The sequence below is a fragment of the Pantoea phosphatilytica genome, assembly GCF_051025615.1.
In the GTDB taxonomy this organism is placed as follows: Bacteria; Pseudomonadota; Gammaproteobacteria; order Enterobacterales; family Enterobacteriaceae; genus Pantoea.
In genome coordinates this window covers 306321-331165 of the sequence record NZ_JBPFDF010000003.1, presented here as the reverse complement: position 1 = coordinate 331165, position 24845 = coordinate 306321, and the positions used below count along the sequence as shown (strand labels likewise).

Sequence of the window (24845 nt, the reverse complement as noted above, 5' to 3'; positions counted from 1 at the left end):
CACTATTTCTGTGGATAGCTTTGTGCAGAACGCGGGAGTTAACTGAATAACCCCCCAGGCGGGTAACGGATAGGCGGAATCAGAAAACTTATTATCTTACTGATTATATTGCTATTAAATTCAGAACGGTTATGCGGATGCTTTTTACAGACAGCGAATAGTTTTGCGACGGCTGACAAATGGTTAAAATTTAGCCGCCGCCTTTTTTATCCACAGATAATTGCTCAGAGTCAGGTCAGAGCGGTGAAATTATGCTCAGATCGCGAAAAGTCAAGGCTGTAAATGGAACCAGTACCGCACACAATGGGGGGTTATCCCATTTTTCTGTGGATAACCGGACTGGAGATCCTGTTCATTCTTGCGGGTAAGCTGGGATAACCCGGGCTTCCTGTGGATGACCCAAAGGCTCTGCAGTAAAAAAAGCGCGATCAATCATGTTATTATCGCTCCCGGAGACGATTTATTTTCGTCAACGATTTTATCTGTCCGCCTCTGTACATTTTTCAACCACCATGAGTGAGCAACATGAGTAACCAGCCCGGACCACCCGAAGACGAAGCCAGCCTGCTGGCACGCGCCCAGGCGTTAGCCGGATTCACCCTGGAAACACTGGCGGCGCGCGCGGGCCTGCCGATGCCTGCCGATCTGAAACGTGATAAAGGCTGGGTCGGAATGCTGCTGGAGTGGCACCTTGGTGCCTGCGCTGGCAGCAAAGCGGAACAGGATTTTGCGCATCTGGGCATTGAACTGAAAACCATCCCGATTGATGCGCAGGGTAAACCGCTGGAAACTACCTTTGTCTGCGTCGCGCCCCTGACCGGCAACAGCGGCGTCACCTGGCAGACCAGCCATGTCCGCCATAAGCTGGCCCGCGTCCTCTGGATCCCGGTGGAAGGCGAACGGGCGATCCCATTGCGTGAACGCCGTGTCGGCGCGCCGCTGTTATGGAGCCCGGACGAGAAAGAAGATGAGATGCTGCGCCAGGACTGGGAAGAGCTGATGGATATGATCGTGCTGGGACGCGTCGAGCAGATCACGGCACGCCATGGTGCCTGGCTGCAGATCCGTCCTAAAGCCGCCAACAGCAAGGCACTGACCGAAGGTATTGGCGATCAGGGCCAGCCGATCATGACCCTGCCGCGCGGCTTTTACCTCAAAAAGAGTTTCACCGGGCCACTGCTGGCGCGCCATTTTCTGCTCTGAATCGCCTTCAATACTGACAGGACCGCAATTTTGCGGGAGATCGGCGAACCGAATGCGTATAATCGCCGTTTACTTTTCGTTTAGGATTGAATGTCGGTATGTTTGAGTGGATTTCTGATCCCAACGCCTGGCTGGCGCTGGGTACCCTGACCATCCTTGAGGTGGTGCTGGGTATTGATAACATCATTTTCCTGTCACTGGTGGTCGCAAAACTGCCGAAACATCAGCAAGCCAGCGCACGCCGCATCGGTCTGATGGGCGCGATGTTAATGCGTCTGGGCCTGCTGGCTTCCATTGCGTGGGTCGCGCGTCTGACTAACCCGCTGTTCACGCTGATGGATCACCCCTTCTCCGCGCGCGATCTGATCCTGCTGTTTGGGGGCCTGTTCCTGCTGTGGAAATCGAGCATGGAGATCCATGAAACGATTGAAGGTGGCGAAGGCGAACATAATACGCGCGTGCACTCCTTCCTGGGCGCGATTGTGCAGATCATGATGCTCGACATCATTTTCAGCCTCGACTCCGTCATCACCGCCATCGGCCTTTCCGATCATCTGTTCATCATGATGGCGGCGGTCGTGATTGCCGTGTTTATGATGATGTTCGCCGCGCGAGCCATTGGTGAGTTTGTCGACCGCCATCCGTCCGTGAAAATGCTGGCGCTCTCTTTCCTGATTCTGGTCGGTTTTACCCTGATTCTGGAGAGTTTTGCGGTGCACGTACCAAAAGGTTACATTTATTTCGCCATGTTCTTCTCAATGGCGGTTGAGTGTCTTAACCTGATGCGCAGTAAGAAAAAGCACGCCTGAGAAAGTCAAGGGCGAGCCTGCTCGCCCGGTTATTTTCAGATTCCTTCGATTAACCCCGCCAGCAAAACCATTTATTACTACACTTTTTGCAATTGACGATTTGTGAGGATAAGGCGTGATGAGAGGGTTGGCAGGGGCAGCACTGATAGTAATGACCGCAGCATGCTTAAGCGGATGCAGTTCTGATTATGTTATGGCGACCAAAGATGGCCGGATGATCATGACCGAGGGGAAGCCCAGCATCGATAAAGAGACGGGCCTGGTGGAATACACCGATCAGACAGGCCACGCCGTGCAGATTAACAGCGATGAGGTCTCAACGATCATTGAACGTTAAGTACCTGTTTTGATCACCTGTCAACGATTCCCCGCTGACAGGTGATTTCCCCGACTTTTCCCCCTTCCTTCCCCGCCGTTGCTCGCGCTATAGTCCCTGAGGACACAACATTCCGTTCCATAAAGAAAAGGACGCTGGCAATGCACTATCATCGTATTCCCCACAGCACGCTGGAAGTGAGTCAGCTGGGACTGGGCACTATGACGTTTGGCGAACAGAATAGCGAAGCCGACGCGCATGCTCAGCTGGATTTGGCTATCCGTTCCGGCATCAACCTGATTGATACTGCCGAGATGTATCCGGTGCCACCGCGCCCGGAAACCCAGGGTCTGACTGAACGCTATATTGGCAGCTGGCTTAAACAGCGCGGTTGTCGCGACAAAGTCATTCTGGCCAGCAAAGTCGCCGGACCAACGCGCGGCGCTGATGCCTCCATTCGTCCCGATATGGCGCTGGATCGTAAAAATATCCGTGCCGCGCTCGACGCCAGCCTGAAACGCCTGAATACCGACTACCTTGATCTCTACCAGCTGCACTGGCCTCAGCGCCAGACCAACTTTTTTGGCAAGCTCGGCTATCAGTACAGCGAAACCACCGCACAGGTGACGCTGCTGGAGACGCTGGAAGCACTGACTGAACAGGTGCGCGCCGGTAAGATCCGCTATATCGGCGTGTCGAATGAAACCGCGTGGGGCGTAATGCGCTACCTGCAGCTGGCGGAAAAACATGAGCTGCCGCGTATCGTCAGCATTCAGAATCCCTACAGCCTGCTGAACCGCAGCTTTGAGGTGGGTCTGGCGGAGATCAGCCAGCATGAAGGGGTTGAGCTGCTGGCCTACTCCAGCCTGGCCTTTGGCACGCTGAGCGGCAAATATCTCAACGGCGCACAGCCCGCAGGCGCGCGTAACACGCTGTTCAGCCGCTTCACCCGCTACAGCGGCGAGCAGTCACAGCAGGCGATTGCCGAATATGTGGCTCTGGCTCAGCAGCATCAGATCGATCCGTCGCAGATGGCACTCGCCTATGTGCGTCAGCAGCCATTTGTAGCCAGCACGCTGCTGGGTGCCACCACGCTTGAGCAGCTGCAGATGAATATCGACAGCTTCAATCTGACCTTAAATGCAGAGATCCTGGAAGGTATTGAGGCGATCCATCGTCGCTATACCTATCCGGCTCCCTGATCACGCCTGCCAGCTGCCTCACTGGCGGCTGGCCTCGCTTACAGGTCGCGGCAATAGAGCTTGACCGGTTTGTCAGGATACTCCAGGGCTTCACCCTGTGGCAGCCAGCCAGACCGTTCGTAGTAGCCCGAAAAAGTGGACCATAGCCACAATCGCGGATAGCCCTGTTCCCGTGCCCACGCAATGACGTGCTGCTGCAACGCCTCACTCACGCCTTTGCCCCTTGCCGGTTCATCCACATAGAGAGCCGCCAGCCAGGGAAAGAGATCCTGACGGCTGATGAGGTCGCAGCGCCAGAAGCCGACGGTGCCGATCGCCCTGCCCGCCTCAATTGCAACAAAGGTGATCGGAAATTCAGCGCCGCTCAGGCTGCTGTTTACCACGCTGGCGAAAAACGCCCGGCTGTTAGCGTCACCAAATGCGCGCCACTGCCAGTCGATGATCTGACCGGCAAACTGCGGCATTTCACTGAGCGGAACGATCTTAATCACATTCTTATCCTTTACTGGGAGTACAGATCCGGGCTTAAGATATCGCTGAAGGCCGCGCCAGAAAAGGCGATTTTCTTCGTCACCGCACGCAGACGAGACAGAGCACGCAGCCGTAACACGGGTCGTTGCTGAGGCGGCACGCTGGCCGCCAGAGAGGGGAATTAGCTGATTTCCAGTGCCAGCAACGACTGAATCGTCTGCGCACGGCGGATCTCGCGCGGCTGGCCCTGTTCGAACAGCACTTCCGGGATCAGTGGACGGCTGTTGTAGTTAGAGGACATCGAAGCGCCGTAGGCACCCGTGTCGTGGAAGACCAGATAATCGCCCACCTTTGCCGCCGGAAGCGCACGCGGCTCGACCATGCCACCCTCAAGCTGGGTAAAGACATCGCCCGACTCGCACAGCGGGCCTGCCACCACAGTATCAAGGGTCTGCTGCTCATCAATCGCCCGTTCGTCACCCGCCATCAGCGAAATATGGTGATAGCTGCCGTACATCGAAGGACGCATCAGGTCACTGAAACCGGCGTCGACCAGCACGAAGTGACGGCTGCCCATCGACTTCACCGCCCGGACCTGCGACACCAGCACACCCGCCTCGGCTACCAGGAAGCGGCCGGGTTCGATCTCCAGCTTGACTGCGTGGCCCAGATGCTGAGCAATACGCTGGCGTGCCGCATCCCAGAGCCCGAAGTAGTGCGCGGTATCGATAGCCTCTTCGCCATAGCGGTAAGGCACAGAAAGACCGCCGCCTGCGGAGATCGCTGTCAGATCCTGACCGGAAGCCATCACCAGTTCCACCATCGCATCACACACCTGCTGCAGATGCCCATAGTCCACGCCTGAACCGATGTGCATGTGAATGCCCACCAGTTTCAGGCCATGCTGCGTAATCGCAGCCAGCGCCTCCTCCAGGTCGCCGTGCCAGATTCCGTGCTTGCTGTTTTCACCGCCAGTATTGGTCTTCTGGCTGTGGCCGTGACCAAATCCCGGATTGACCCGCAGCCACACCGCATGTCCCGGCGACACCGCTCCCAGCTGATGCAGCATATCGATCGATCCGGCATTCACCGGCACCTTCAGCGCGGCGACCCGCTCCAGCGTCGGCTGATCAAACAGATCGGCGGTAAAGACGATCTCATCACCGCCGGGCTGATAACCGGCGGCCAGCGCACGCTCGATCTCGCCCAGAGAGACCGAATCAACCTTTACGCCTGCCGCGCGCATCAGGCGCAGAATATGGGTATTCGAGCAGGCTTTCTGCGCAAAGCGCACCACATCAAACGCCTGCAACTGGGCGATGCGCGCCTGAATGATCTGCGCATCGTAAGCCCAGAATGGTCCGGCATAGCGGCGTGCCAGCGGCAGCAGATGTGCGGCGTTAAGAGCAGTTTCGGTATTCTGTAAAGGACGTGGCATAGCAATTCTCCTGTGGCGATACCGGCATTAAGCCAGAAACATGCCATAGCGGAAAATATCTGTTTTAATAGGATCTATGCAGAATGGATATAGGAAGCGGCTGTGGCAAACATAAACTGGCGGCATATTGAGGTCTTTCACGCTGTCATGACCAGCGGCAATCTGACTCAGGCCGCTACGCTGCTGCACACCTCGCAGCCGACCGTCAGCCGGGAGCTGGCACGTCTGGAGCAGCAGCTGGGACTGGCGCTGTTCGCCCGGGTCCGCGGCCGCCTGCAACCCACGGTGCAGGGGCTGCGTCTGTTTGAAGAGGTTCAGCGATCCTGGTATGGGCTGGACCGCATCATGGAAGCCGCTGAGGGGCTGCGCCAGTTCCGCCAGGGAGAGCTGTCGATCGCCTGCCTGCCCGTGTTTTCGCAGTCGCTGCTGCCGCCGCTTTGCCAGCCTTTTTTGCAGTGCTACCCGGATGTAAGCCTCAACGTCATTCCTCAGGAGTCACCTCTGCTTGAAGAGTGGCTCTCTGCACAGCGTTACGATATCGGCTTAACCGAAACGCAGCACGCCCCGGCCGGTACGGATCGCCTCGCCCTGCTGACCTGTGATGAGGTGTGCGTGTTGCCGCAGCAGCATCCCCTCTGTAAGCGTGACGAGCTGACGCCTCAGGATTTTGCGGGCGAACAGTATGTCAGCCTGTCGCGCAGCGACAGCTATCGTCAGCTGCTGGATACGCTGTTTCAGGAAAAGGGCGTCGAACGACGTATGGTGATGGAGACTCACAGCGCGGCCTCGGTGTGTGCGATGGTCAGAGCAGGCGTAGGGATTTCGATCGTGAATCCGCTGACGGCGCTGGATTACGCCGACAGCGGTGTGGTGATGCGTAAGTTCAGCGTAGCGGTGCCGTTTACCGTCAGCCTGGTGAGGCCACGTCATCGCCCCGCTTCGGCGCTGGTCGATGCCTTTGTCAGCCACCTGCAGCAGCAGGTGGCTGACTTTCCGGCCCGTATCGCCGCGCGCCTGACTTAAGCGCGCGCCCTGACGGCCGCGCGTCCCGATTTGCGGAAGGTGATCAGGCAGATCAGCAGGCCGATAACGGCCAGCGCAGCCGCGGCAACCGGCACCGCCGTCAGACCAAATCCTTTGCCAATCACTGCACCGCCTGCCCAGGCACCCAGCGCATTGCCGACGTTAAATGCCGAGATGTTCAGGGTGGACACCAGATTAGGCGCCTCTTTACCGTGACGAACCACGTTGATCTGCAGCCCCGGCACGGTAGCAAAGGTGGCCATCGCCCACAGGAACAGCGTGACCTCGGCCAGCCACAGCGCATGGCTGGTCCAGCTGAACAGCAATGAGAAGATGGCGATCAGTGAGAAGCTGAGGATCAGGCTAAAGGAGACTTTCCAGTCGGCCAGCCGGCCGCCGAGAATGTTGCCGACCGTCAGGCCCGCGCCAATCAGGAACAGCGTCCAGCTCACTCCGCGACCGCTGATGCCGGTCACCTCTGACAGCAGCGGCGCAATATAACTGAACAGCGCGAACATCGCTGCGGCAAAGAACACCGTCATCAGCAGTGATAGCCACAGTTTGCCGTTAGCCAGCGCGCCGATTTCACTCGCCAGATGAACCGGTTTTTCCTCTCTGTTCTGCGGCAGACTCACGATCAGAGCGATAAAGGCCAGCACGCCAATCACCGCCACGCCCCAGAAGGTGGCCCGCCAGCCAAACATCTGTCCGAAGCTGGTGCCCAGCGGAACGCCAAGCACGTTGGCTAAGGTCAGGCCGGTAAACATCAGCGCCACGGCGGACGCCTGACGATCGGCAGGCACCAGACTGGCGGCGACCACCGCGCCAATACCAAAGAACGCACCGTGACAGAGTGCGGTAACGATCCGGGCCAGCATCAGCAGGTGATAATTGTAAGCCAGCGCGCACAGCAGATTACCGATGATAAAAATCACCATCAGCAGGATCAGCGTTTTTTTGCGCGGCAGCCGCGCGGTCAGCAGCGCCATAATCGGCGCGCCGATCGCCACACCCAGCGCATAGCCGCTGATCAGCCAGCCCGCCGAGGGAATCGACACCTGAAGGTCGCGGGCCACCTCCGGCAGCAATCCCATAATGACAAATTCCGTCGTTCCGATGGCGAACGCACTCAGCGCCAGCGCCAGTAATGCTACAGGCATAACACTCTCCCGGTCTTATTTGCAGGTGAACCGCGCAGCTGCGCAGCGCCACGACGCGCTTTAAAATTTGATCTGCGTCACGCGGCGTATTACAGCATAGCCCCGGAGAGCGACATAGCCTGTACGCAGCAAAGGATTATTGCCTGCACTGCAATAATCCTGCTGACGCGCTGACGTATCGCGTGCGTCTTGTGCGGGCCGCGCCAGGTTGTGATTTTCTGCTGAGCGTTTACGCTTTTTAACTGGGAATTAATCAATTAATTCGCAACCTTGCCGATATATCCCTAATAAATTGCCAGGTGATGTCATCCACTTCTGACGCAGGGAGAAAGAATGCAACGACTCATAGCCTTGATGGTTTTCGGCTTAACGGGTTGCTCGGTCGGTCACTATGAGTACAGTCGGGAAGCGGAAAAACGGGTTGATATGACCGTGACCGGTATTCCCACCATACTGGGTTTAGGTACGCTCGGTACTACCATCCCGCTGACGCCGGAATACAGCCTGACCGCTGCGCATGTGGCGAAATTTTCGCTTTACCGGGTCAAAGCCTGGCATCCTGAATGCGATCTGGCGGTGGTCTACCATAAGAACAGCGAAATGAACCTGCCCCCCAGCTTTCGCAATAGCCATATCGGCGATCGGGTTAATCTCTACGGCTACAGTTTTATTTCAGCCATGCCAGTCAGCTCCAGCGGACAGAACCTGATCAACACCACGCTGGCGAATAGCTGGAACAAGCCAGCATGTGTCGTGGTTGCGGCGAATGCGGGTGTGGTGAAAGGGATGTCGGGCGGCGCGGTGTATAACGCCTCTGATGATACGCTGGCAGGGGTGATTATTGGCTACAGTAACAACATTGATGACAATGCGACCGGTAAGACGTTATATAAAGATGTTGCCCTCTATGTGCCGTATTCGCGGTTTCAGACCTGGCTGAAAGAGACCCTGAAATCTTAAGATTTTTTGTCAGGCAAACCGGGAGGGTTACCCATTGACGGTTCAGGGGGATTGAGCCACCTGTCTTTACGGGTTGCTTAATAATCCGGGTTCAGAGGATAAGTAATCTGATTCTCAGGGTTGGGGGTTCACCTGCCACTCAGAAGCGGGCCTCATGCTCGCTGTTGTGAATAAAGGTGTGGCAGATGCCTCTGCCCGCAGGAAAGGCCACCACATCACCCGGCGACAGCGAATGCAGTTCGCCGTTGATCCAGGCGTCAGGATAACCGTCAGGCACGAAGATGAACGCCTCTTCCGCGCGCTCCGCATGGGGACATGACCTGCGCCGTCCGGGAAAAAGCCTTTCGTGGTGAATGCCCGGGCGGATTGACCCCAGCAATCTCCCCAGTGACGCACCAACCGACATGCGCGCATCGCTGTCGGCATAAAGTTCGCGCTCTTCGCCTTCCCGCGTTTGCCAGTGACGCATAGCGTCAGGGCGTTGCGTCGTTATCGTTGCTCCGGATTGAGGGATGTGCGCAGGCAGAGGAGACAGCATCAGGCGTGCCGGGACACACCACAGACATAAAAAAGGCCGGAAAACCCGGCCTTTATCTGACGCTTAACGATTACTTGCTGCCCGGACGCAGTGCAGGGAACAGGATCACGTCGCGGATGGTGTGGCTGTTGGTAAACAGCATCACCATGCGGTCAATCCCGATACCCAGACCCGCCGTTGGCGGCAGACCATGTTCCAGCGCGGTCACATAGTCTTCGTCGTAGAACATCGCTTCGTCGTCACCCGCATCTTTGGCATTCACCTGCTGCAGGAAACGTTCTGCCTGATCTTCGGCATCGTTCAGCTCGGAGAAGCCGTTACCGATTTCGCGACCACCAATAAAGAACTCAAAACGATCGGTGATTTCAGGGTTCACATCGTTACGACGCGCCAGCGGAGAGACCTCAGCCGGATATTCGGTGATGAAGGTTGGCTGGATCAGATGCGCTTCTGCCGTCTCTTCGAAGATCTCCGTGACGACACGGCCCAGGCCCCAGCTCTTCTCGACTTTGATATGCAGTGACTCTGCAATCGCTACCGCTTTGTCGAAATCTTCCAGGTCGGCCAGGTCCGTTTCCGGACGATATTTCTTGATCGCTTCGCGCATGGTCAGTTTTTCAAACGGCTTACCGAAGTCAAACTCCTGCTCACCGTATGGCACGACCGTGCTGCCCAGCACATCCTGCGCCAGGGTACGGAACAGGCTTTCGGTCAGTTCGATCAGATCTTTGTAATCCGCGTAGGCCATATAGAGTTCCATCATGGTGAACTCAGGGTTATGGCGTGGCGAAATGCCTTCGTTACGGAAGTTACGGTTGATCTCGAACACACGATCGAGTCCGCCTACCACCAGACGCTTCAGGTAAAGCTCCGGCGCAATACGCAGATACATGTCGATATCCAGCGCATTGTGATGGGTGATGAAAGGACGCGCAGACGCGCCGCCCGGGATCACCTGCATCATCGGGGTTTCCACTTCCATAAAGTCGCGGCCCACCATGAACTGACGGATGCCAGCCATGATCTGCGAACGAATTTTGAAGGTGTTGCGCGATTCATCATTGGCGATGAGATCGAGGTAACGCTGACGGTAACGGGTTTCCTGATCGGCCAGGCCGTGGAACTTGTCTGGCAGCGGACGAAGAGCTTTGGTCAGCAGGCGCAGCTCAGAACAGTGAATCGACAGTTCGCCGGTTTTGGTTTTGAACAGTCTGCCGCGTGCGCCGAGAATATCGCCGAGATCCCACTTTTTGAACTGCTCGTTGTAGATACCTTCCGCCAGATCGTCACGGGCAACGTAGAGCTGAATGCGACCACCCACATCCTGCAGCGTTACGAACGAGGCTTTGCCCATGATACGACGGGTCATCATGCGTCCGGCAACGCTGACTTCGATCCCGAGATCTTCCAGCTCCTCGTTGCTCTTCTCGTCGTAGCGCTCATGCAGCTGATTTGAGAGGCTGTCGCGACGGAAATCGTTAGGGAACGCCACACCGTTTGCACGCAGTACGCTCAGCTTTTCGCGACGCGTTTTCAGTTCGTTATTTAACTCTACGGCGGCATCAGCGCTCTGCGGTTCTTGTTCAGACATGTCGGTTCCTTATAACCCTGCTTTTAAACTAGCTTCAATGAATCGATCCAGATCGCCGTCCAGCACCGCCTGGGTGTTACGTGTTTCTACGCCGGTGCGCAGATCTTTGATGCGTGCATCATCGAGAACGTAAGAACGAATCTGACTTCCCCAACCGATGTCGGACTTGTTGTCCTCCAGCGCCTGTTTCTCAGCATTTTTCTTCTGCATCTCAAGCTCATACAGCTTCGCTTTCATCTGCTTCATCGCCTGATCTTTGTTCTTGTGCTGAGAGCGATCGTTCTGACACTGGGTCACGGTGCCGGTTGGAATATGGGTAATACGTACCGCAGATTCTGTCCGGTTAACGTGCTGACCACCCGCACCGGAGGCGCGGTAAACGTCAATACGCAGATCGGCCGGGTTGATGTCGATGTCGATATCGTCATCCACTTCCGGATAGATAAAGGCGGAGCTGAAGGAGGTGTGACGACGGCCGCCGGAGTCGAACGGGCTCTTACGCACCAGGCGATGCACCCCCGTTTCGGTCCGCAACCAGCCAAAGGCGTAGTCGCCTGACACACGAATGGTCACAGATTTAATGCCTGCGACTTCACCTTCAGACTCTTCGATAATTTCGGTTTTGAAGCCTTTGGCTTCTGCCCAGCGCAGATACATACGCATCAGCATGCTGGCCCAGTCCTGCGCTTCAGTGCCGCCGGAACCGGCCTGCAGATCGATGTAACAGTCGGCGCTGTCATACTGGCCGGAGAACATGCGGCGGAACTCCAGCTCGCCCAGCTTACTCTCAAGGCCATCCAGCTCGGCAACGGCTTCGTTGAAGGTCTCTTCATCTTCCGCTTCGACGGCCAGCTCAAGCAGGCCCTGTACATCTTCCAGACCCTGAGACATCTGCTCCAGCGTCTGTACGATCGCTTCCAGCGAGGAGCGCTCTTTGCCCAGCGCCTGGGCTCGCTCAGGCTCGTTCCAGACATCGGGCTGTTCCAGCTCCGCGTTTACTTCTTCGAGGCGTTCTTTCTTGGCATCGTAGTCAAAGATACCCCCGAAGAACGTCGCTGCGCTCACTGAGGTCCTGAATACGATTTTTGACCGGGTTGATTTCAAACATGGCTTTGGCGTCTTTCTTATGTTCGATGGGACAGGAAAATTAACGTTCAAGTTTACCCGAAACTGTCGGCAGATTGTAGCGCTGAGACAGCGGGCTGATGCCGTGCCGGCGTGACCTGCCCCATCCGGCATCAGGTTATGACGCCATTTCGTTATTCGCTGCGGCTAAGGAAGGGTAATCGGCCCCACGCGCGGTCCGCGATGTCTGGCGGCGCGCGCGTCAGGCTGATTTAGCTCAGGGGCCAGAGATGATCGATGATCAGCTGCACCGAGCGATGGCCGCGATACTCATTGATATCCAGTTTATAGGCCAGTTCGACCTGGCGAACGCTGCTGTCAGGCCACAGCGTGGTATCAACATTAAAGGCGATACCGTCGATCAGCGGCCCTCCATCCAGCGGCTCGACCATTACTTTCAGATGCCGCCCCCCTACCAGCCGCTGTTGCAGCAGCTTAAATTTGCCGTCGAACGCCGGTTCCGGGAAAGCCTGGCCCCAGGGACCGGCTTCGCGCAGCATCTCCGCCGTCTGCAGCGAAAACTCCTGCGGCTGCAGCGCGCCATCTGACCAGATGATGCCCTGCAGGGATTCCCCATCCAGCCACTCGCCCACCAGATCGGCAAAGCGCTGACGAAACTCCTCGTAGCGCTCAGTCTCCAGCGACAGGCCTGCAGCCATCGCGTGACCGCCAAACTTCAGCATCAGCCCTGGGTTGAGCGTATCCAGACGTTCCAGGGCATCGCGCAGGTGCAGACCGGCAATTGAGCGGCCCGAACCTTTCAGCGTGCCATCGCCCGCTGGGGCAAAGGCGATCACCGGGCGGTGAAAACGCTCTTTCAGGCGTGACGCAAGGATCCCCACTACGCCCTGATGCCACTCAGGATGATAGAAAGCCAGTCCCAGCGGCATATCGCGCTGTTCACGCTCCAGCGCCTGACAGAGCGCCAGCGCTTCGCTCTGCATACCCTGCTCGATCTCTTTTCGGGTCTGATTGAGCGCATCCAGCTCACTGGCCAGCATCCGTGCCTGGCTGAGATCCTCCGTCATTAACAGCGCCACGCCCACCGACATGTCGTCCAGGCGTCCTGCGGCGTTGAGACGGGGTCCCAGTGCAAAACCCAGATCGCTGGCCGCTAACTGGCGGGCATCGCGATTGGCAATCTCCAGCAGCGCACGGATGCCTGGCCGGCATTTCCCGGCCCGAATCCGGCTGAGCCCCTGCCACACCAGGATGCGGTTATTCACGTCGAGCGGCACCACATCGGCGATCGTGCCGAGCGCCACCAGGTCCAGCATCTCCGCCAGATTAGGTTCCGCGCGGGTGGCACCAAACCAGCCCTGCGTGCGTAAGTGGGCGCGCAGGGCCAGCATCAGATAGAACGCAACGCCAACACCGGCGAGGGCGCGCGAGGGGAAGTCGCAGTCGGGCAGATTGGGATTGACGATCGCCTCTGCGGCGGGCAGCGTCTCGCCCGGCAGATGGTGGTCGGTAATCAGAACCGGAATGCCATACTGATGCGCACACTCAACCCCGGCGTGAGAGGAGATGCCATTGTCGACCGTCAGGATCATCGCGGCACCGCGCGCGCGCGCCTGCTCAACCACTTCCGGACTGAGGCCATAGCCATCTTCAAAACGATTGGGCACCAGATACTGCACATTGCTGCCGCCCATGCTGCGCAGCGCCATTACTGTCAGCGCGGTGCTGGTTGCGCCATCAGCATCGAAGTCGCCCACCACCATAATACGACGCCCATCCAGCAGCGCCTCATGCAGCAGCGCCACCGCGTTATCAATCCCGCTCAGGGACTGAAACGGCAGCAGATTTCTGGCACCACGCTCCAGCTCGGCGGCGTCACGCACGCCGCGTTGCAGATAGAGTCGTTTCAGCAGCGGCGGCAGGGTGGCCGGTAGCGCATCGTCGACCGTCACCTCACGGCGACGGAGTTCCACATCCTGTTTTACCACCGATTAACCACCACGCTTCTGATTGTCGAGCACCTGCTTCAGCTCCTGCGGCGACTGATAGCCCGGGATCATCATGCCAGTGTCCGTGAGCATCGCCGGGGTGCCCTGGATGCCGAACAGCACACCCAGTTTATAGTGCTGCGCAATGTCGATTTTGCAACTGTCCGGGGCGGCCATCTTCGGCGCATTGCCTTTCATCGCCTCGTCAAACGCTTTGTTGCGGTCAGCACTGCACCAGATCGCCTTCATCGCCGGCTCAATCTGACCGTTCAGACCTTCACGCGGGAACGCCAGGTAGCGCACGGTAATGCCCAGCGCGTTGTAGTCGGCCATCTGCTCGTGCAGCTTGTGGCAGTAACCACAGGTGATATCGGTAAAGACCGTAATCACATGCTGCTCTTTCGGCGCTTTATACACGATCATTTCCGGCACCAGCGCCTCAACCTTTTTGTCCAGCAACTGGTTTGTGACGTTGACCGGCTGTTTGCCGCTGACATCGTAGAGCGGCCCCTGGATCATATGTTTTCCGTCATCGGTAACGTAGAGCACACCGCTTTCCGAGAGCACGGTTTTGAAACCGGGCAGCGGTGACGGACTGATTTCAGTCTGGTTCAGACCGAGCTTTTTAAGTGATTGCTGAATGGCGCTGTCATCGGCATGGGCCAGACCGGAAAAGGCGCTGGCTAACAGGGCCAGCATCGCGAAATGCTTGTTCATTTTTGTCCTTATGGCCGCGGGTCAGGCCCGCGGATGGTGTTGTTGATGCAACTGACGCAGGCGCTCAGTCGCAACATGCGTATAAATCTGGGTGGTGGAGAGATCGCTGTGTCCCAGCAGCATCTGTACGACACGCAGATCGGCACCGTGGTTCAGCAGATGGGTCGCAAAGGCATGGCGCATCACATGTGGCGATAACTTTTCGCTGTCGATGCCCGCCAGCGTGGCGTAATGCTTGATGCGGTGCCAGAAGGTCTGCCGCGTCATCTGCTGCGCCCGGTTGCTGGGAAACATCACGTCCAGCGTCTGGCCATTAAGCAGCCACGGGCGACCATGTTCCATATATTGCTCCAGCCAGTAAACCGCTTCTTCACCTAAAGGCACCAGACGCTCCTTATCCCCTTTACCGATGACGCGGACGACGCCCTGGCGCAGGCTGATATCGCTGAGCGTCAGGCCGGTCAGTTCGGAAACGCGCAGTCCGGTGGCGTAGAGCAGCTCCAGCATCGCCTTGTCACGCAGCTCCAGCGGAATATTAGGATCGGGCGCCTGCAGCAGCCGTTCAACCTGCGCCTCAGTGAGATCTTTCGGCAGCCGCTGTGGCAGCTTCGGCGCGGAAAGCAGCGCGCTGGGATCGTCCGGGCGCAGCTTTTCGCGGTAAAGATACTGAAACAGGCGACGCATCGCGCTCAGCAGTCGCGCTGAGCTGGTCGCCTTGTACCCTCCCCCCAGCCGTTCGGCCAGAAACTGCTGCAGATCCAGCGGGGTCACGCTGAGTAATGTCAGCCCGTGATGCGCCAGCCAGCCGGTCAGCGTCTGCAGATCCTGACGATAGGAGGCGAGCGTGTTCTGCGCCAGATTGCGTTCAATCCAGAGCGCATCGAGAAACTGTTCTGTCAGTTCGCTGTCCTGCACGTTATCTCCGCCGTCTGGTGTAAAATCATGCTCATTATGCCTGATTCAGCGGTGCTTCTGGTACAATTGCGCCAGAGTCAGTATTTACAGAGTGTTATCTGCATGAAAATCGGTCTTTTTTACGGTTCCAGTACCTGTTACACCGAAATCGTAGCGGAGAAAATTCGCGATTTCATTGGCGAAGAGTTAGTGACGCTGCACAACGTGAAAGATGATGATCCGCGCCTGATGGAGCAGTACGACTTGCTGATCATGGGCATCCCGACCTGGGATTTCGGTGAGCTGCAGGAGGACTGGGAGGCGATCTGGTCACAGCTCCCCGCGCTGAACCTGCAGAATAAGATCGTCGCGCTATATGGCATGGGCGATCAGATTGGCTATGGCGAGTGGTTTTTAGATGCGCTCGGAATGCTGCACGATCTGCTGAAGCCGATGGGCGTGCGTTTTGTCGGTTACTGGCCGCTTGAAGGCTATGAGTTCACCAGTCCAAAACCGCTCAGTGCCGATGGTTCACAGTTTGTGGGTCTGGCGCTGGATGATGTGAATCAGTTTGAGATCACTGATGAGCGTGTAGAGCAGTGGTGCGAACAGGTGCTGACCGAAACCGCCGCGTTGCTGTAGCGCCCCTCCTGCCGGACGCAGGCCGGCGAAAGATCGTCACCCTTTTGTCCGCCAGACGGCCTTTAGTATTGCGCCTTGCTGAAGCAGCAGGCGCGTAATGCCCGCCATTCACCAGGCTGCATGCTGTCCTGCATCAGCCACCAGCGCAGGACTTCACCCTGCTCGTTCTTCGCCACCAGCAGTACGCCAATCGGCAACCAGCGCAGTGGCTGTACGGGCCGGAAGCGTTTTCCCTGCCAGATCCAGCAGTGCACGCTTTCCCGCTGCAGCACACCGCGCCGTTGCGTCAGGCGCTGGTAGCTTTGCCAGCCTTCCGCCAGCAACAGCAGCATCACCGCCCCTTTGAAAAGCCCCTCCCCGACCGGCAGCGTCAGCAGCCCTGTGCCCGTCACGGCGGCTGCCAGCCAGGCGCACAGCAATCCATACGCCAGCCGGGAGGGTCGCAGATCACATTGCCACGGGGCCGCGATCATGGTTGCGCTGCTGGATCAGATTCACCATCCGCTTAAGCTCAGGATCTTTTGGCTCACCGTGATTCATCAGCCAGTTAAACAGATCGGGATCGTCACTCTTCAGCAGGGCCACAAAGACCCGCTTATCGGTGTCGCTCAGCGTGTCATACTCAAATTTGAAGAACGGCATAATCGCCACATCCAGTTCCAGCATGCCGCGACGGCAGGCCCACTGAATACGTGATTTATCATTAATATCCATGCATCAGTTTCCACAGTTCACAACGTGGCGCCTAGTGTAACCTGGTTTAATACGGCTCGCAGGCGCGGCGTCGCACGCTGTGCAACCTGCCACATTTCAGGCCGGATCTTTTCAGGGTTATCACGCCTTTTGTGCGCCGTTTTCCGTAAACAGGTTGCATTGCCAGTCGGCTCTTTTAACATTGAAGAAACTGTTCCGGATGAACCTTCTTATACAGGATATCTCCATGCCCACTTTTACTTTACCGCCGCGCCAGCCTGCCGCGTCGTCCCGTCTGCCATTAACCCTGATGTCACTGGATAACTGGGCACTGGTTTCCATCACCGGTGCCGATAGCACCGCTTACCTGCAGGGTCAGCTGACGCTGGATGTCGCCGCACTGGATAGTGATCACCACGCGCCCGCCGCACACTGCGATGCCAAAGGCAAGATGTGGAGCAGCCTGCGCCTGTTCCATCGCGGTGAGGGCTATGCCTATCTGATCCGCCGTGCACTGCGCGACACCCAGCTGACCGAATTAAAGAAATATGCTGTCTTTTCGAAAGTGACAATGGTCGCCGACGATGAGTCAGTCGTGCTGGGCGTGGCCGGTTTTCAGGCGCGCGCCGCGCTGACCACTCTGTTTGACAGCCTGCCCGACAGCGAAAAACCGGTGGTGCAGCAGGGAGAGACTACGCTGCTCTGGTTCGCGCACCCGGCAGAACGTTTTCTGATTGTCACCTCGCAGGCCGTGGCGGAGACGCTGAAGCAGAAGCTCAACGACGATGCGCAGTTCAATGACAGTCAGCAGTGGCTGGCGCTGGATATTGAAGCGGGGATCCCGGTGATCGAGCCCGCGACCAGCGTGCAGTTCATTCCGCAGGCCACTAACCTGCAGGCGCTGGATGCCATCAGCTTTAAAAAGGGCTGCTATGCCGGTCAGGAGATGGTGGCCCGGGCCAAATATCGCGGTGCCAATAAGCGCGCACTTTACTGGCTGGCGGGTCAGGCGAGCCATCTTCCCGAGGCGAATGGCTCACTGGAGCTTCAGATGGGCGATCGCTGGCGTCGTACCGGCAGCGTACTGGCTGCGGTGCAGTTAGATGACGGCACCAGCTGGGTTCAGGTGGTGCTTAACAACGATCTGGAGCCGGATAGCGTGCTGCGGGTCGAAGGTGATGAGGGCGGCCACCTGACCATTCAGCCGCTGCCCTATTCGCTGGATGAGGGCTGATTTCGCCCGCAGGTCCTTCCACTCTGTGGAGGGGCCAGCCCGGCTCAGCGGAACAGGGCTGGGTTAGCGTACATAGAAGTAGATGGCGCAGAAATGGCAGAGACTGCCTCCCAGCACAAATCCATGCCAGATCGCGTGATTATAGGGAATACGCCGCGCCACATAGAAAATCACCCCGAGCGAGTAGACTATCCCGCCCGCCGCCAGCAGCCAGACGCAGCCCGCCGGCAGGATCATCGCCAGCTGATAAACCACAATCAGCGACAGCCACCCCATGCAGAGATAGGTCACCAGCGAGAGCGCCTTAAAACGCTCGGCTATCGTGAGCTTGAACAGCACGCCTGCCAGCGCCAGCAGCCAGATGACGGCCATCAATCCGTAGGCCAGCGGCGTCCGCAGACCGACCAGCAGAAACGGCGTATAGGTACCGGCGATCAGCAGATAGATGGCGCAGTGATCCAGCTTTTTCAGCCAGGGCCTGACCGGGCCATTGGGGATCGCATGGTAGAGCGTCGACGCCAGAAACAGCAGGATCATACTGCCGCCGTAGAGGCTGTAACTGATAAACGTCAGCGTATCCGCCTGCCTTTCAGCGGCCTGATGCAGCATCAGCAGCAGTCCGACGATGCCGAAAAGGCAGCCGAGACCGTGACTGATACTGTTGGCGATTTCTTCTGCGAACCAGTCGCCCGCAGCAGACCGGGTTTTATGAGAGAGCGTCGTGGTCATTTCCCTATCCTGAACAACATTAGCGCGAGGTCACGCCTTCCAGCGTAACCAACAAATTTTTCAGTGTACAGCTGTACGCTAAAAATTTCTGATGTGATTCTCTGCCGCTAAACCGCACGCCAAATCTGATAAACTAGCCGCCGGTCAACTGTTCAACGAGTCATTCATGTTTTCGCATCGCGATCTCGCCCGCCTTAACGATCTGGAAATGCAGGTCTATCAGTTCATCATTAAGCACCGTGAAAGCGTCAGCTATATGACGATTCGCGAACTGGCTGAGCAGACGGGGGTCTCCACCACCACCGTGCTGCGTTTCTGCCGCAGAATGGGCTGTGAAGGCTGGTCAGAGTTCCGTATCCGCCTGCGCTTAGACGAGAAGAGCCCGCCGCTGCTCAACACGGCGGGCGTCAGCGATATGCTGAGCTTTTTTAAAAGCATTAATAATCCCGAATTTGAAGAACTGATTGCGCAGGTTGCCCGGAAAATTAATCAGGCGGAGCAGGTTTTCTTTATTGGTGTCGGCACCTCTGGCAGCCTGGCGAAATATGGTGCGCGTTTCTTTTCTAATCTCGGAAAATTCAGCCACGCAATTGATGATCCCTATTATCCGGTGACAGCAGATCTCTATGAAAATGCGATGGCGATTATGCTGTCGGTGTCCGGTGAAACCGCAGAGATCCTGCGCATTGCCAGCCAGTTCAGCCAGAATAAGTGCAAAATCGTGGCCATTACCAATACGGAAAGCTGTTCGCTGGCAAAGCTGGCAGATTTTTCACTCTGCTATCATGTCCCCATTATCCGCACCGCGGATCACTGCGATATCACGACTCAGGTGCCGGTCACCTATATTATCGAAGCGATTGGTCGCCAGCTGAAAAAATAAAACAGCCTGTTTTTCAGATGTAACAAACGCACTATCCGGCCCGGTGTTATATCGTGACTTTCTTTATTGCCTTGCTACACTCAGCTCAATTTCACTATCCGGAATGGAGTCGCGCATGAGTGCAGAATTGCAGTTACCAAAGGGCTTTCTCTGGGGCGGCGCCGTTGCCGCGCATCAGGTCGAAGGCGGCTGGGATCAGGGTGGCAAAGGCGTGAGCATTGCTGACGTCCTGACCGGCGGTTCACATGGTGTGGATCGGGTGATCACCGATGGCGTGCAGCCCGGCCACTTCTATCCAAACCATCAGGGCGTGGAGTTTTACTCCCACTACAAGCAGGATGTCGCGCTGTTTGCCGAGATGGGCTTCAGATGTTTCCGCACCTCCATCGCCTGGACCCGCATCTTCCCCAACGGCGATGAGCAGCAGCCCAACGAAGCCGGCCTGCAGTTTTATGACGACCTGTTCGATGAACTGCTGAAGTATGGCATTGAACCGGTCATCACCCTTTCGCACTTCGAGATGCCCTATCACCTGGTGAAAGAGTATGGCGGCTGGTACAACCGCAAAGTGGTCGATTTCTTTGTGCGCTTCAGCGAAGTGGTACTTAACCGCTATAAGCACAAAGTGAAATACTGGATGACCTTTAATGAGATCAACAACCAGCGCAACTGGCAGTATCCGCTGTTTGGCTACTGCTGCTCAGGCGTGATCTTCACCGAGCATGAGAAGCCGGAACAGGCGATGTATCAGGTGATGCACCACCAGTTTGTGGCCAGCGCCCGGGTAGTGAAGCTCGGCCACGCCATCAACCCTGAATTTAAGATTGGTTGCATGATCGCCATGGTGCCGGTCTACCCCTTCTCCTGTCATCCGGACGATGTGGTGCTGGCTCAGGAAGCGATGCACCAGCGTTATGTCTTCAGTGATGTGCAGATGCGCGGCGCCTACCCGGCCTACACCCTGAAAGAGTGGGCGCGCAAAGGGTATGAGATTCAGATGGAAGCTGACGATGCCAGCACACTGCGCGAAGGATGTGCAGACTATGTGGGCTTCAGCTACTACATGAGTAACGCCGTGAAGACCGATGCCAGCGGTGTTGATGACCCTATCACCGGCTTTGAGGGTGTTGTGAAGAACCCGCATGTAAAAGCCTCAGACTGGGGCTGGCAGATCGACCCGGTGGGCCTGCGCTATGTCCTGAACGACCTCTATGAGCGCTATCAGAAGCCGCTGTTCATCGTGGAGAATGGTTTTGGCGCTATCGACAAGCCCAACGCCGGGGGCGTGATTGAAGATGACTATCGCATCGACTATCTGCGTGCGCATATCGAAGAGATGAAGAAAGCCGTGACCTGGGATGGCGTCGACCTGATGGGTTACACGCCGTGGGGCTGTCTGGACTGTGTCTCTTTCACCACCGGTCAGTACGACAAGCGTTACGGCTTTATTCATGTGAATAAAAACGATGACGGCAGTGGCGATTTTTCCCGTGCGAAGAAGAAGAGCTTCGGCTGGTATCAGCAGGTTATCGCCAGTAACGGCGAAAACCTCTAATCCCCCGCCGCCGGGCTGCGCGGATTAACGGCCGCCGGCAGCGTCAATGATGCTGCCGGTGACGTAAGAGGCCGCCTCACTGGCCAGCCAGACGATCGCTTCCGCCACCTCTTCAGCTTCACCGCCGCGTCCCATCGGGATCGCGCTGGCGAGCCGCTCCACTCTGCCTGCCTCGCCGCCATCGGCATGCATCTCTGTGTAAATAAATCCCGGACGAACGCCGTTCACCCGAATCCCCTGCTGCGCCACTTCCAGTGACAATCCGCGCGTCAGCGTATCCATTGCCCCTTTTGAGGCGGCGTAATCAACATATTCGCCCGGCGCACCGAGGCGGGACGCGGCCGATGAGACATTAACGATGGCCCCGCCCTGCCCGCCATGATGGGTCCCCATCCGCTTTACCGCCTCGCGGCAGCAGAGAAAGGTTCCGATAACGTTCGTGGCAAAGACCTTCTGCAGACGCGCCGCATCCAGTTCTTCGGTCCGGCACTGCTGAAACAGAATCCCGGCGTTGTTGACCAGTAACGTCAGCGGTTCCGGCTGCTGGTCGAGCTGCGCAAACAGAGCCATCACCTCTGCTTCATCGCTGATGTCTGCCCGGATCGCAAAGGCGTTACCTCCCTGCTGCCGGATCTGCGCCACCACCTGCCGGGCTTCCTCTTCACGCTGACGATAGTTCACCGCAACCCGGTATCCCCGTGCGGCCAGTAACCGCGCCGTGGCACGTCCGATGCCCCGACTGCCGCCTGTCACCAGTGCCAGTTTCATGCTGCTTCTCCGAAAAAAAAGGGCCGATGAATCGGCCCTTTAGGGGTTATTACTATTTGCTCTACTGATAGTCGCTCATCGGCACACAGGAGCAGAACAGGTTACGGTCACCAAAGACATCATCCAGACGTTTTACCGTCGGCCAGTATTTGTTGTGGCTGCCTGCCGGGAAGACCGCCAGTTCACGGCTGTAAGGGTGCGACCACTCACTGACGATTTCCAGCTGGGTATGCGGGGCATTTACCAGCGGGTTGTCGTCCAGCGGCCACTCCCCAGCGGCCACCCGATCGATCTCCATACGGATAGCCAGCATCGCGTCGATAAAGCGATCCAGTTCGATTTTGCTCTCTGACTCTGTCGGCTCGACCATCAGGGTGCCAGCGACCGGGAACGACATGGTCGGTGCATGGAAGCCGTAATCGATCAGGCGCTTCGCAATATCCAGCTCACTGATGCCGGTCTGCTCTTTCAGCGGACGGATGTCGAGAATACATTCGTGCGCCACGCGCCCGTCACGCCCGGTATAGAGCACCGGATAGGCGGATTTCAGGCGGCTGGCGATGTAGTTGGCGTTCAGAATTGCCACCGAACTGGCCTGCTTTAACCCCTCTGCGCCCATCATACGGATGTACATCCAGCTGATTGGCAGAATGGAGGCGCTGCCAAACGGCGCTGCGGAGACCGCCCCCTGCTGCGTCAGGATATCGTCGATCTGCACGACGCTATGTCCCGGTACAAAAGGCGCAAGGTGCGCTTTCACACCAATTGGCCCCATGCCCGGACCACCGCCGCCATGCGGGATGCAGAAGGTTTTATGCAGGTTCAGGTGCGAGACGTCCGCGCCGATGTAGCCCGGCGTGGTGATGCCGACCTGCGCGTTCATGTTCGCGCCATCCAGATAAACCTGACCGCCATGCTGATGCACAATCTGGCACACTTCACGGATCGTCTCTTCATAGACGCCGTGCGTAGACGGGTAGGTCACCATGATGCAGGAGAGCTTATCGCCCGCCTGCGCCGCTTTTTCACGCAGATCGTTCAGGTCGATGTTGCCCTGCTTATCACAGGCCACCACCACCACGTCCATGCCCGCCATCTGCGCGGAAGCCGGATTGGTGCCGTGCGCCGAACCCGGGATCAGACAGAGGTGGCGATCGCCCTCGCCACGGCTTTCGTGGTAACGACGGATTGCCAGCAGTCCGGCATATTCGCCCTGCGCGCCGGAGTTAGGCTGCATACAGAGCGCATCATAGCCGGTGAGCTGTACCAGCCACTGAGAAAGCTGGCCGATCATCTGCAGGTAGCCGGTGGCCTGCTCAGCCGGGCAGAACGGATGCAGCTCCGCAAATTCCGGCCAGGTGATCGGGATCATCTCGGCGGCGGCGTTGAGCTTCATGGTGCAGGAGCCGAGCGGGATCATCGCCTGGTTCAGCGCCAGATCCTTTTTCTCCAGGCTGTGCATGTAGCGCATCATCTCGGTTTCACTGTGATGACGATTGAATACCGGATGGGTCAGGATCTCACTCTGACGCTGCAGCCCCGCCGGAATCGCGTGGCCTGCACGGGCGACGTCACTGTCGAGCACGTCCAGATTCTGACCGTGATCATCGCCCAGCAGAATAGCGAACAGCGCCAGAATATCGTCGCGGCTGGTGGTTTCATCCAGCGTGATGCCGACCGCATTGTGAATGTCGCTGCGCAGGTTTACGCCAAAGCTCAGCGCGCGATTCAGCACAGCGGCTTTATCTGCCACCTCAACCGTCAGCGTGTCGAACCAGTGCTGATGGCGCAGTTTCAGGCCGCCCTGCTGCAGCCCGGCAGCCAGAATGCTGGTGAAGCGGTGAATGCGTGAGGCGATGCGTTTCAGACCCGCCGGGCCATGAAACACCGCATAGAGACCGGCGATGTTGGCGAGCAACACCTGTGAAGTACAGATGTTGGAGTTAGCCTTTTCACGACGGATATGCTGTTCGCGGGTCTGCATCGCCATACGCAGCGCAGTGTGGCCTGCGGCATCGCGTGACACCCCGATGATACGGCCAGGCATAGAACGCTTATGCTCGTCGCGGCTGGCGAAGAAGGCTGCGTGCGGGCCGCCGTAGCCCATTGGCACGCCAAAACGCTGGGCTGAACCAAAGACGATGTCTGCGCCCTGCCTGCCTGGTGCCTCCAGTAAAACCAGCGACATAAAGTCCGCCGCCATGCTCACCACCACTTTGCGCGCTTTCAGGTCGCCGATCAGCGCGCTGTAATCGTGCGCGTCACCGGTGGTGCCCACCTGTTGCAGCAGCACACCAAACAGGTCCTCATGCTCAACCGCCTTTTCTGCGCGATCGACGATCAGCTCAAAGCCAAAGGTCTCCGCACGGGTGCGGACCACATCCAGCGTCTGCGGATGAATATCATCGGCGATAAAGAATTTGTTGGCGTTTTTGAGCTTGCTGACGCGCTTTGCCATCGCCATCGCTTCTGCGGCGGCGGTCGCTTCATCCAGCAGAGAAGCTGAGGCGATATCCATGCCGGTGAGGTCCAGCGTCAGCTGCTGGAAGTTCAGCAACGCTTCCAGACGGCCCTGGGAAACTTCGGGCTGATAAGGGGTATAGGCCGTATACCAGCCTGGATTCTCCAGCATGTTACGCAGGATCACCGGCGGGGTGATCACCGCGCTGTATCCCATCCCAATCCAGGATTTGTAGCGCAGGTTCTGGCTGGCAATCGCTTTCAGTTCCGCCAGCGCCTGCTGTTCCGTGACGGCATCGCCCACCGCGGGCGGGCCTGGCAGCTGAATGTCTGCCGGCACAATCGTACCGATCAGCGCCTCCAGCGAACGGGCGCCAATGGCTTCGAGCATTAGCGCCTGCTGCTCAGGTGAAGGACCAATATGGCGCTCGATGAAGGCACCGTTGTGTTCAAGCTGGCTGAGAGTCTGGGTCATTAGCAGTAAA

Annotated in this window: 23 protein-coding genes and 1 pseudogene; 10 read left to right on the top strand and 14 right to left on the bottom strand. The window is 57.6% G+C overall.

Annotated elements, in window-relative coordinates; translation table 11 throughout:
* The first annotated feature begins 525 nt into the window (after positions 1–525).
* The 4 genes from mutH (at position 526) to ACR6AS_RS14200 (ending at position 3530) form a co-directional block, all read left to right on the top strand.
* Entirely contained in the window at positions 526–1203 is a 678-nt protein-coding gene (gene mutH / locus ACR6AS_RS14215; protein ID WP_111140837.1) for a DNA mismatch repair endonuclease MutH, read from the top strand.
* A 98-nt stretch (positions 1204–1301) separates the two neighbouring features.
* Positions 1302–2012, top strand: coding sequence for a TerC family protein (locus ACR6AS_RS14210; protein ID WP_293770406.1), 711 nt, complete (start codon positions 1302–1304; stop codon positions 2010–2012).
* A 118-nt stretch (positions 2013–2130) separates the two neighbouring features.
* Positions 2131–2349 (top strand): YgdI/YgdR family lipoprotein, encoded by a 219-nt coding sequence (locus ACR6AS_RS14205; protein WP_111141762.1) that lies wholly within the window; start codon positions 2131–2133, stop codon positions 2347–2349.
* A 140-nt stretch (positions 2350–2489) separates the two neighbouring features.
* Positions 2490–3530: an NADP(H)-dependent aldo-keto reductase gene (locus ACR6AS_RS14200; protein ID WP_111141760.1), complete on the top strand. Its 1041-nt coding sequence runs from the start codon at positions 2490–2492 to the stop codon at positions 3528–3530.
* A 38-nt stretch (positions 3531–3568) separates the two neighbouring features.
* Here ACR6AS_RS14200 and ACR6AS_RS14195 read toward each other — a convergent pair whose 3' ends face one another.
* Both ACR6AS_RS14195 and lysA read right to left on the bottom strand, forming a co-directional pair.
* A complete protein-coding gene (locus ACR6AS_RS14195) occupies positions 3569–4021 on the bottom strand; it encodes a GNAT family N-acetyltransferase (protein ID WP_434162595.1) in 453 nt (150 codons plus the stop codon).
* A 161-nt stretch (positions 4022–4182) separates the two neighbouring features.
* Positions 4183–5439, bottom strand: coding sequence for a diaminopimelate decarboxylase (gene lysA / locus ACR6AS_RS14190; RefSeq protein ID WP_293770407.1), 1257 nt, complete (start codon positions 5437–5439; stop codon positions 4183–4185).
* A 102-nt stretch (positions 5440–5541) separates the two neighbouring features.
* Between lysA and ACR6AS_RS14185 the strand changes: the two genes are divergently transcribed.
* Entirely contained in the window at positions 5542–6462 is a 921-nt protein-coding gene (locus ACR6AS_RS14185) for a LysR family transcriptional regulator (RefSeq protein WP_111141754.1), read from the top strand.
* Here ACR6AS_RS14185 and ACR6AS_RS14180 read toward each other — a convergent pair.
* Positions 6459–7622, bottom strand: a complete 1164-nt coding sequence (locus ACR6AS_RS14180; RefSeq protein WP_293770408.1) for an MFS transporter — start codon at positions 7620–7622, stop codon at positions 6459–6461. The two genes, ACR6AS_RS14185 and ACR6AS_RS14180, sit on opposite strands and share 4 nt — an antisense overlap.
* Before the next feature lie 333 nt (positions 7623–7955).
* On the opposite strand from ACR6AS_RS14180, the gene ACR6AS_RS14175 reads away from it, so the two are divergent.
* The gene (locus ACR6AS_RS14175; protein ID WP_434162591.1) at positions 7956–8582 is read left to right on the top strand and encodes a S1 family serine peptidase; all 627 of its coding nucleotides are present in this window, start codon (positions 7956–7958) and stop codon (positions 8580–8582) included.
* Here ACR6AS_RS14175 and ACR6AS_RS14170 read toward each other — a convergent pair.
* The 6 genes and pseudogenes from ACR6AS_RS14170 to xerD form a co-directional block, all read right to left on the bottom strand.
* Positions 8579–9120, bottom strand: a pseudogene (locus ACR6AS_RS14170) (cupin domain-containing protein). The gene ACR6AS_RS14175 and the pseudogene ACR6AS_RS14170 sit on opposite strands and share 4 nt — an antisense overlap.
* A 70-nt stretch (positions 9121–9190) precedes the next feature.
* Positions 9191–10711, bottom strand: a complete 1521-nt coding sequence (gene lysS, locus ACR6AS_RS14165; protein ID WP_434162589.1) for a lysine--tRNA ligase — start codon at positions 10709–10711, stop codon at positions 9191–9193.
* 9 nt (positions 10712–10720) lie between these two features.
* Positions 10721–11819 (bottom strand): peptide chain release factor 2 gene (gene prfB, locus ACR6AS_RS14160; RefSeq protein WP_111142219.1). Its coding sequence is split into 2 segments (ribosomal slippage): positions 10721–11743 and positions 11745–11819, totalling 1098 coding nucleotides; the frame shifts between segments, so codons are not numbered across the junction.
* A 229-nt stretch (positions 11820–12048) separates the two neighbouring features.
* Entirely contained in the window at positions 12049–13785 is a 1737-nt protein-coding gene (recJ, locus tag ACR6AS_RS14155) for a single-stranded-DNA-specific exonuclease RecJ (RefSeq protein ID WP_434162587.1), read from the bottom strand.
* 3 nt (positions 13786–13788) lie between these two features.
* A complete protein-coding gene (gene dsbC, locus ACR6AS_RS14150) occupies positions 13789–14502 on the bottom strand; it encodes a bifunctional protein-disulfide isomerase/oxidoreductase DsbC (RefSeq protein WP_111142221.1) in 714 nt (237 codons plus the stop codon).
* Positions 14503–14523: 21 nt separating this feature from the next.
* Positions 14524–15417, bottom strand: coding sequence for a site-specific tyrosine recombinase XerD (xerD, locus tag ACR6AS_RS14145; RefSeq protein WP_434162585.1), 894 nt, complete (start codon positions 15415–15417; stop codon positions 14524–14526).
* Between the two features lie 102 nt (positions 15418–15519).
* Here xerD and fldB point away from each other — a divergent pair, with 102 nt between their 5' ends.
* Positions 15520–16038: a flavodoxin FldB gene (gene fldB, locus ACR6AS_RS14140; protein ID WP_293770417.1), complete on the top strand. Its 519-nt coding sequence runs from the start codon at positions 15520–15522 to the stop codon at positions 16036–16038.
* Positions 16039–16100: 62 nt separating this feature from the next.
* Here the strand turns inward: fldB and ACR6AS_RS14135 are convergent, their stop codons facing one another.
* Together ACR6AS_RS14135 and sdhE are read right to left on the bottom strand one after the other, a co-directional pair.
* Positions 16101–16511, bottom strand: a complete 411-nt coding sequence (locus tag ACR6AS_RS14135; RefSeq protein WP_111142223.1) for a protein YgfX — start codon at positions 16509–16511, stop codon at positions 16101–16103.
* A complete protein-coding gene (sdhE, locus tag ACR6AS_RS14130) occupies positions 16486–16752 on the bottom strand; it encodes an FAD assembly factor SdhE (protein ID WP_111142224.1) in 267 nt (88 codons plus the stop codon). The genes ACR6AS_RS14135 and sdhE overlap by 26 nt, the downstream gene beginning before the upstream one ends.
* A 226-nt stretch (positions 16753–16978) precedes the next feature.
* Here sdhE and ygfZ point away from each other — a divergent pair, with 226 nt between their 5' ends.
* A complete protein-coding gene (gene ygfZ, locus ACR6AS_RS14125; RefSeq protein ID WP_111142225.1) occupies positions 16979–17965 on the top strand; it encodes a tRNA-modifying protein YgfZ in 987 nt (328 codons plus the stop codon).
* A 63-nt stretch (positions 17966–18028) separates the two neighbouring features.
* On the opposite strand, the gene trhA is transcribed toward ygfZ, so the two are convergent.
* A complete protein-coding gene (gene trhA / locus ACR6AS_RS14120; RefSeq protein ID WP_111142226.1) occupies positions 18029–18694 on the bottom strand; it encodes a PAQR family membrane homeostasis protein TrhA in 666 nt (221 codons plus the stop codon).
* 166 nt (positions 18695–18860) lie between these two features.
* Between trhA and ACR6AS_RS14115 the strand changes: the two genes are divergently transcribed.
* Together ACR6AS_RS14115 and ACR6AS_RS14110 are read left to right on the top strand one after the other, a co-directional pair.
* The gene (locus ACR6AS_RS14115) at positions 18861–19577 is read left to right on the top strand and encodes a MurR/RpiR family transcriptional regulator (protein WP_111142227.1); all 717 of its coding nucleotides are present in this window, start codon (positions 18861–18863) and stop codon (positions 19575–19577) included.
* Between the two features lie 115 nt (positions 19578–19692).
* Positions 19693–21132 carry a 6-phospho-beta-glucosidase gene (locus tag ACR6AS_RS14110; RefSeq protein ID WP_293770424.1) on the top strand — a complete coding sequence of 480 codons (1440 nt, stop codon included), beginning with the start codon at positions 19693–19695 and terminating at the stop codon, positions 21130–21132.
* 24 nt (positions 21133–21156) lie between these two features.
* On the opposite strand, the gene ACR6AS_RS14105 is transcribed toward ACR6AS_RS14110, so the two are convergent.
* Positions 21157–21900, bottom strand: coding sequence for an SDR family oxidoreductase (locus ACR6AS_RS14105; RefSeq protein WP_293770426.1), 744 nt, complete (start codon positions 21898–21900; stop codon positions 21157–21159).
* A gap of 61 nt (positions 21901–21961) precedes the next feature.
* Complete coding sequence (gene gcvP, locus ACR6AS_RS14100; protein ID WP_293770428.1) at positions 21962–24835, bottom strand: aminomethyl-transferring glycine dehydrogenase; 2874 nt, start codon at positions 24833–24835, stop codon at positions 21962–21964.
* Positions 24836–24845: the final 10 nt, after the last annotated feature.

Coding starts and splice junctions, on each gene's coding strand:
- ACR6AS_RS14105 (WP_293770426.1), bottom strand. CDS start 21,900: ATGAAACTGGCACTGGTGACAGGCGGCAGTCGGGGCATCGGACGTGCC.
- lysA (WP_293770407.1), bottom strand. CDS start 5,439: ATGCCACGTCCTTTACAGAATACCGAAACTGCTCTTAACGCCGCACAT.
- ACR6AS_RS14205 (WP_111141762.1), top strand. CDS start 2,131: ATGAGAGGGTTGGCAGGGGCAGCACTGATAGTAATGACCGCAGCATGC.
- ACR6AS_RS14200 (WP_111141760.1), top strand. CDS start 2,490: ATGCACTATCATCGTATTCCCCACAGCACGCTGGAAGTGAGTCAGCTG.
- mutH (WP_111140837.1), top strand. CDS start 526: ATGAGTAACCAGCCCGGACCACCCGAAGACGAAGCCAGCCTGCTGGCA.
- ACR6AS_RS14210 (WP_293770406.1), top strand. CDS start 1,302: ATGTTTGAGTGGATTTCTGATCCCAACGCCTGGCTGGCGCTGGGTACC.
- dsbC (WP_111142221.1), bottom strand. CDS start 14,502: ATGAACAAGCATTTCGCGATGCTGGCCCTGTTAGCCAGCGCCTTTTCC.
- ACR6AS_RS14175 (WP_434162591.1), top strand. CDS start 7,956: ATGCAACGACTCATAGCCTTGATGGTTTTCGGCTTAACGGGTTGCTCG.
- ygfZ (WP_111142225.1), top strand. CDS start 16,979: ATGCCCACTTTTACTTTACCGCCGCGCCAGCCTGCCGCGTCGTCCCGT.
- sdhE (WP_111142224.1), bottom strand. CDS start 16,752: ATGGATATTAATGATAAATCACGTATTCAGTGGGCCTGCCGTCGCGGC.
- trhA (WP_111142226.1), bottom strand. CDS start 18,694: ATGACCACGACGCTCTCTCATAAAACCCGGTCTGCTGCGGGCGACTGG.
- ACR6AS_RS14135 (WP_111142223.1), bottom strand. CDS start 16,511: ATGATCGCGGCCCCGTGGCAATGTGATCTGCGACCCTCCCGGCTGGCG.
- lysS (WP_434162589.1), bottom strand. CDS start 10,711: ATGTCTGAACAAGAACCGCAGAGCGCTGATGCCGCCGTAGAGTTAAAT.
- fldB (WP_293770417.1), top strand. CDS start 15,520: ATGAAAATCGGTCTTTTTTACGGTTCCAGTACCTGTTACACCGAAATC.
- ACR6AS_RS14115 (WP_111142227.1), top strand. CDS start 18,861: ATGTTTTCGCATCGCGATCTCGCCCGCCTTAACGATCTGGAAATGCAG.
- gcvP (WP_293770428.1), bottom strand. CDS start 24,835: ATGACCCAGACTCTCAGCCAGCTTGAACACAACGGTGCCTTCATCGAG.
- ACR6AS_RS14110 (WP_293770424.1), top strand. CDS start 19,693: ATGAGTGCAGAATTGCAGTTACCAAAGGGCTTTCTCTGGGGCGGCGCC.
- ACR6AS_RS14180 (WP_293770408.1), bottom strand. CDS start 7,622: ATGCCTGTAGCATTACTGGCGCTGGCGCTGAGTGCGTTCGCCATCGGA.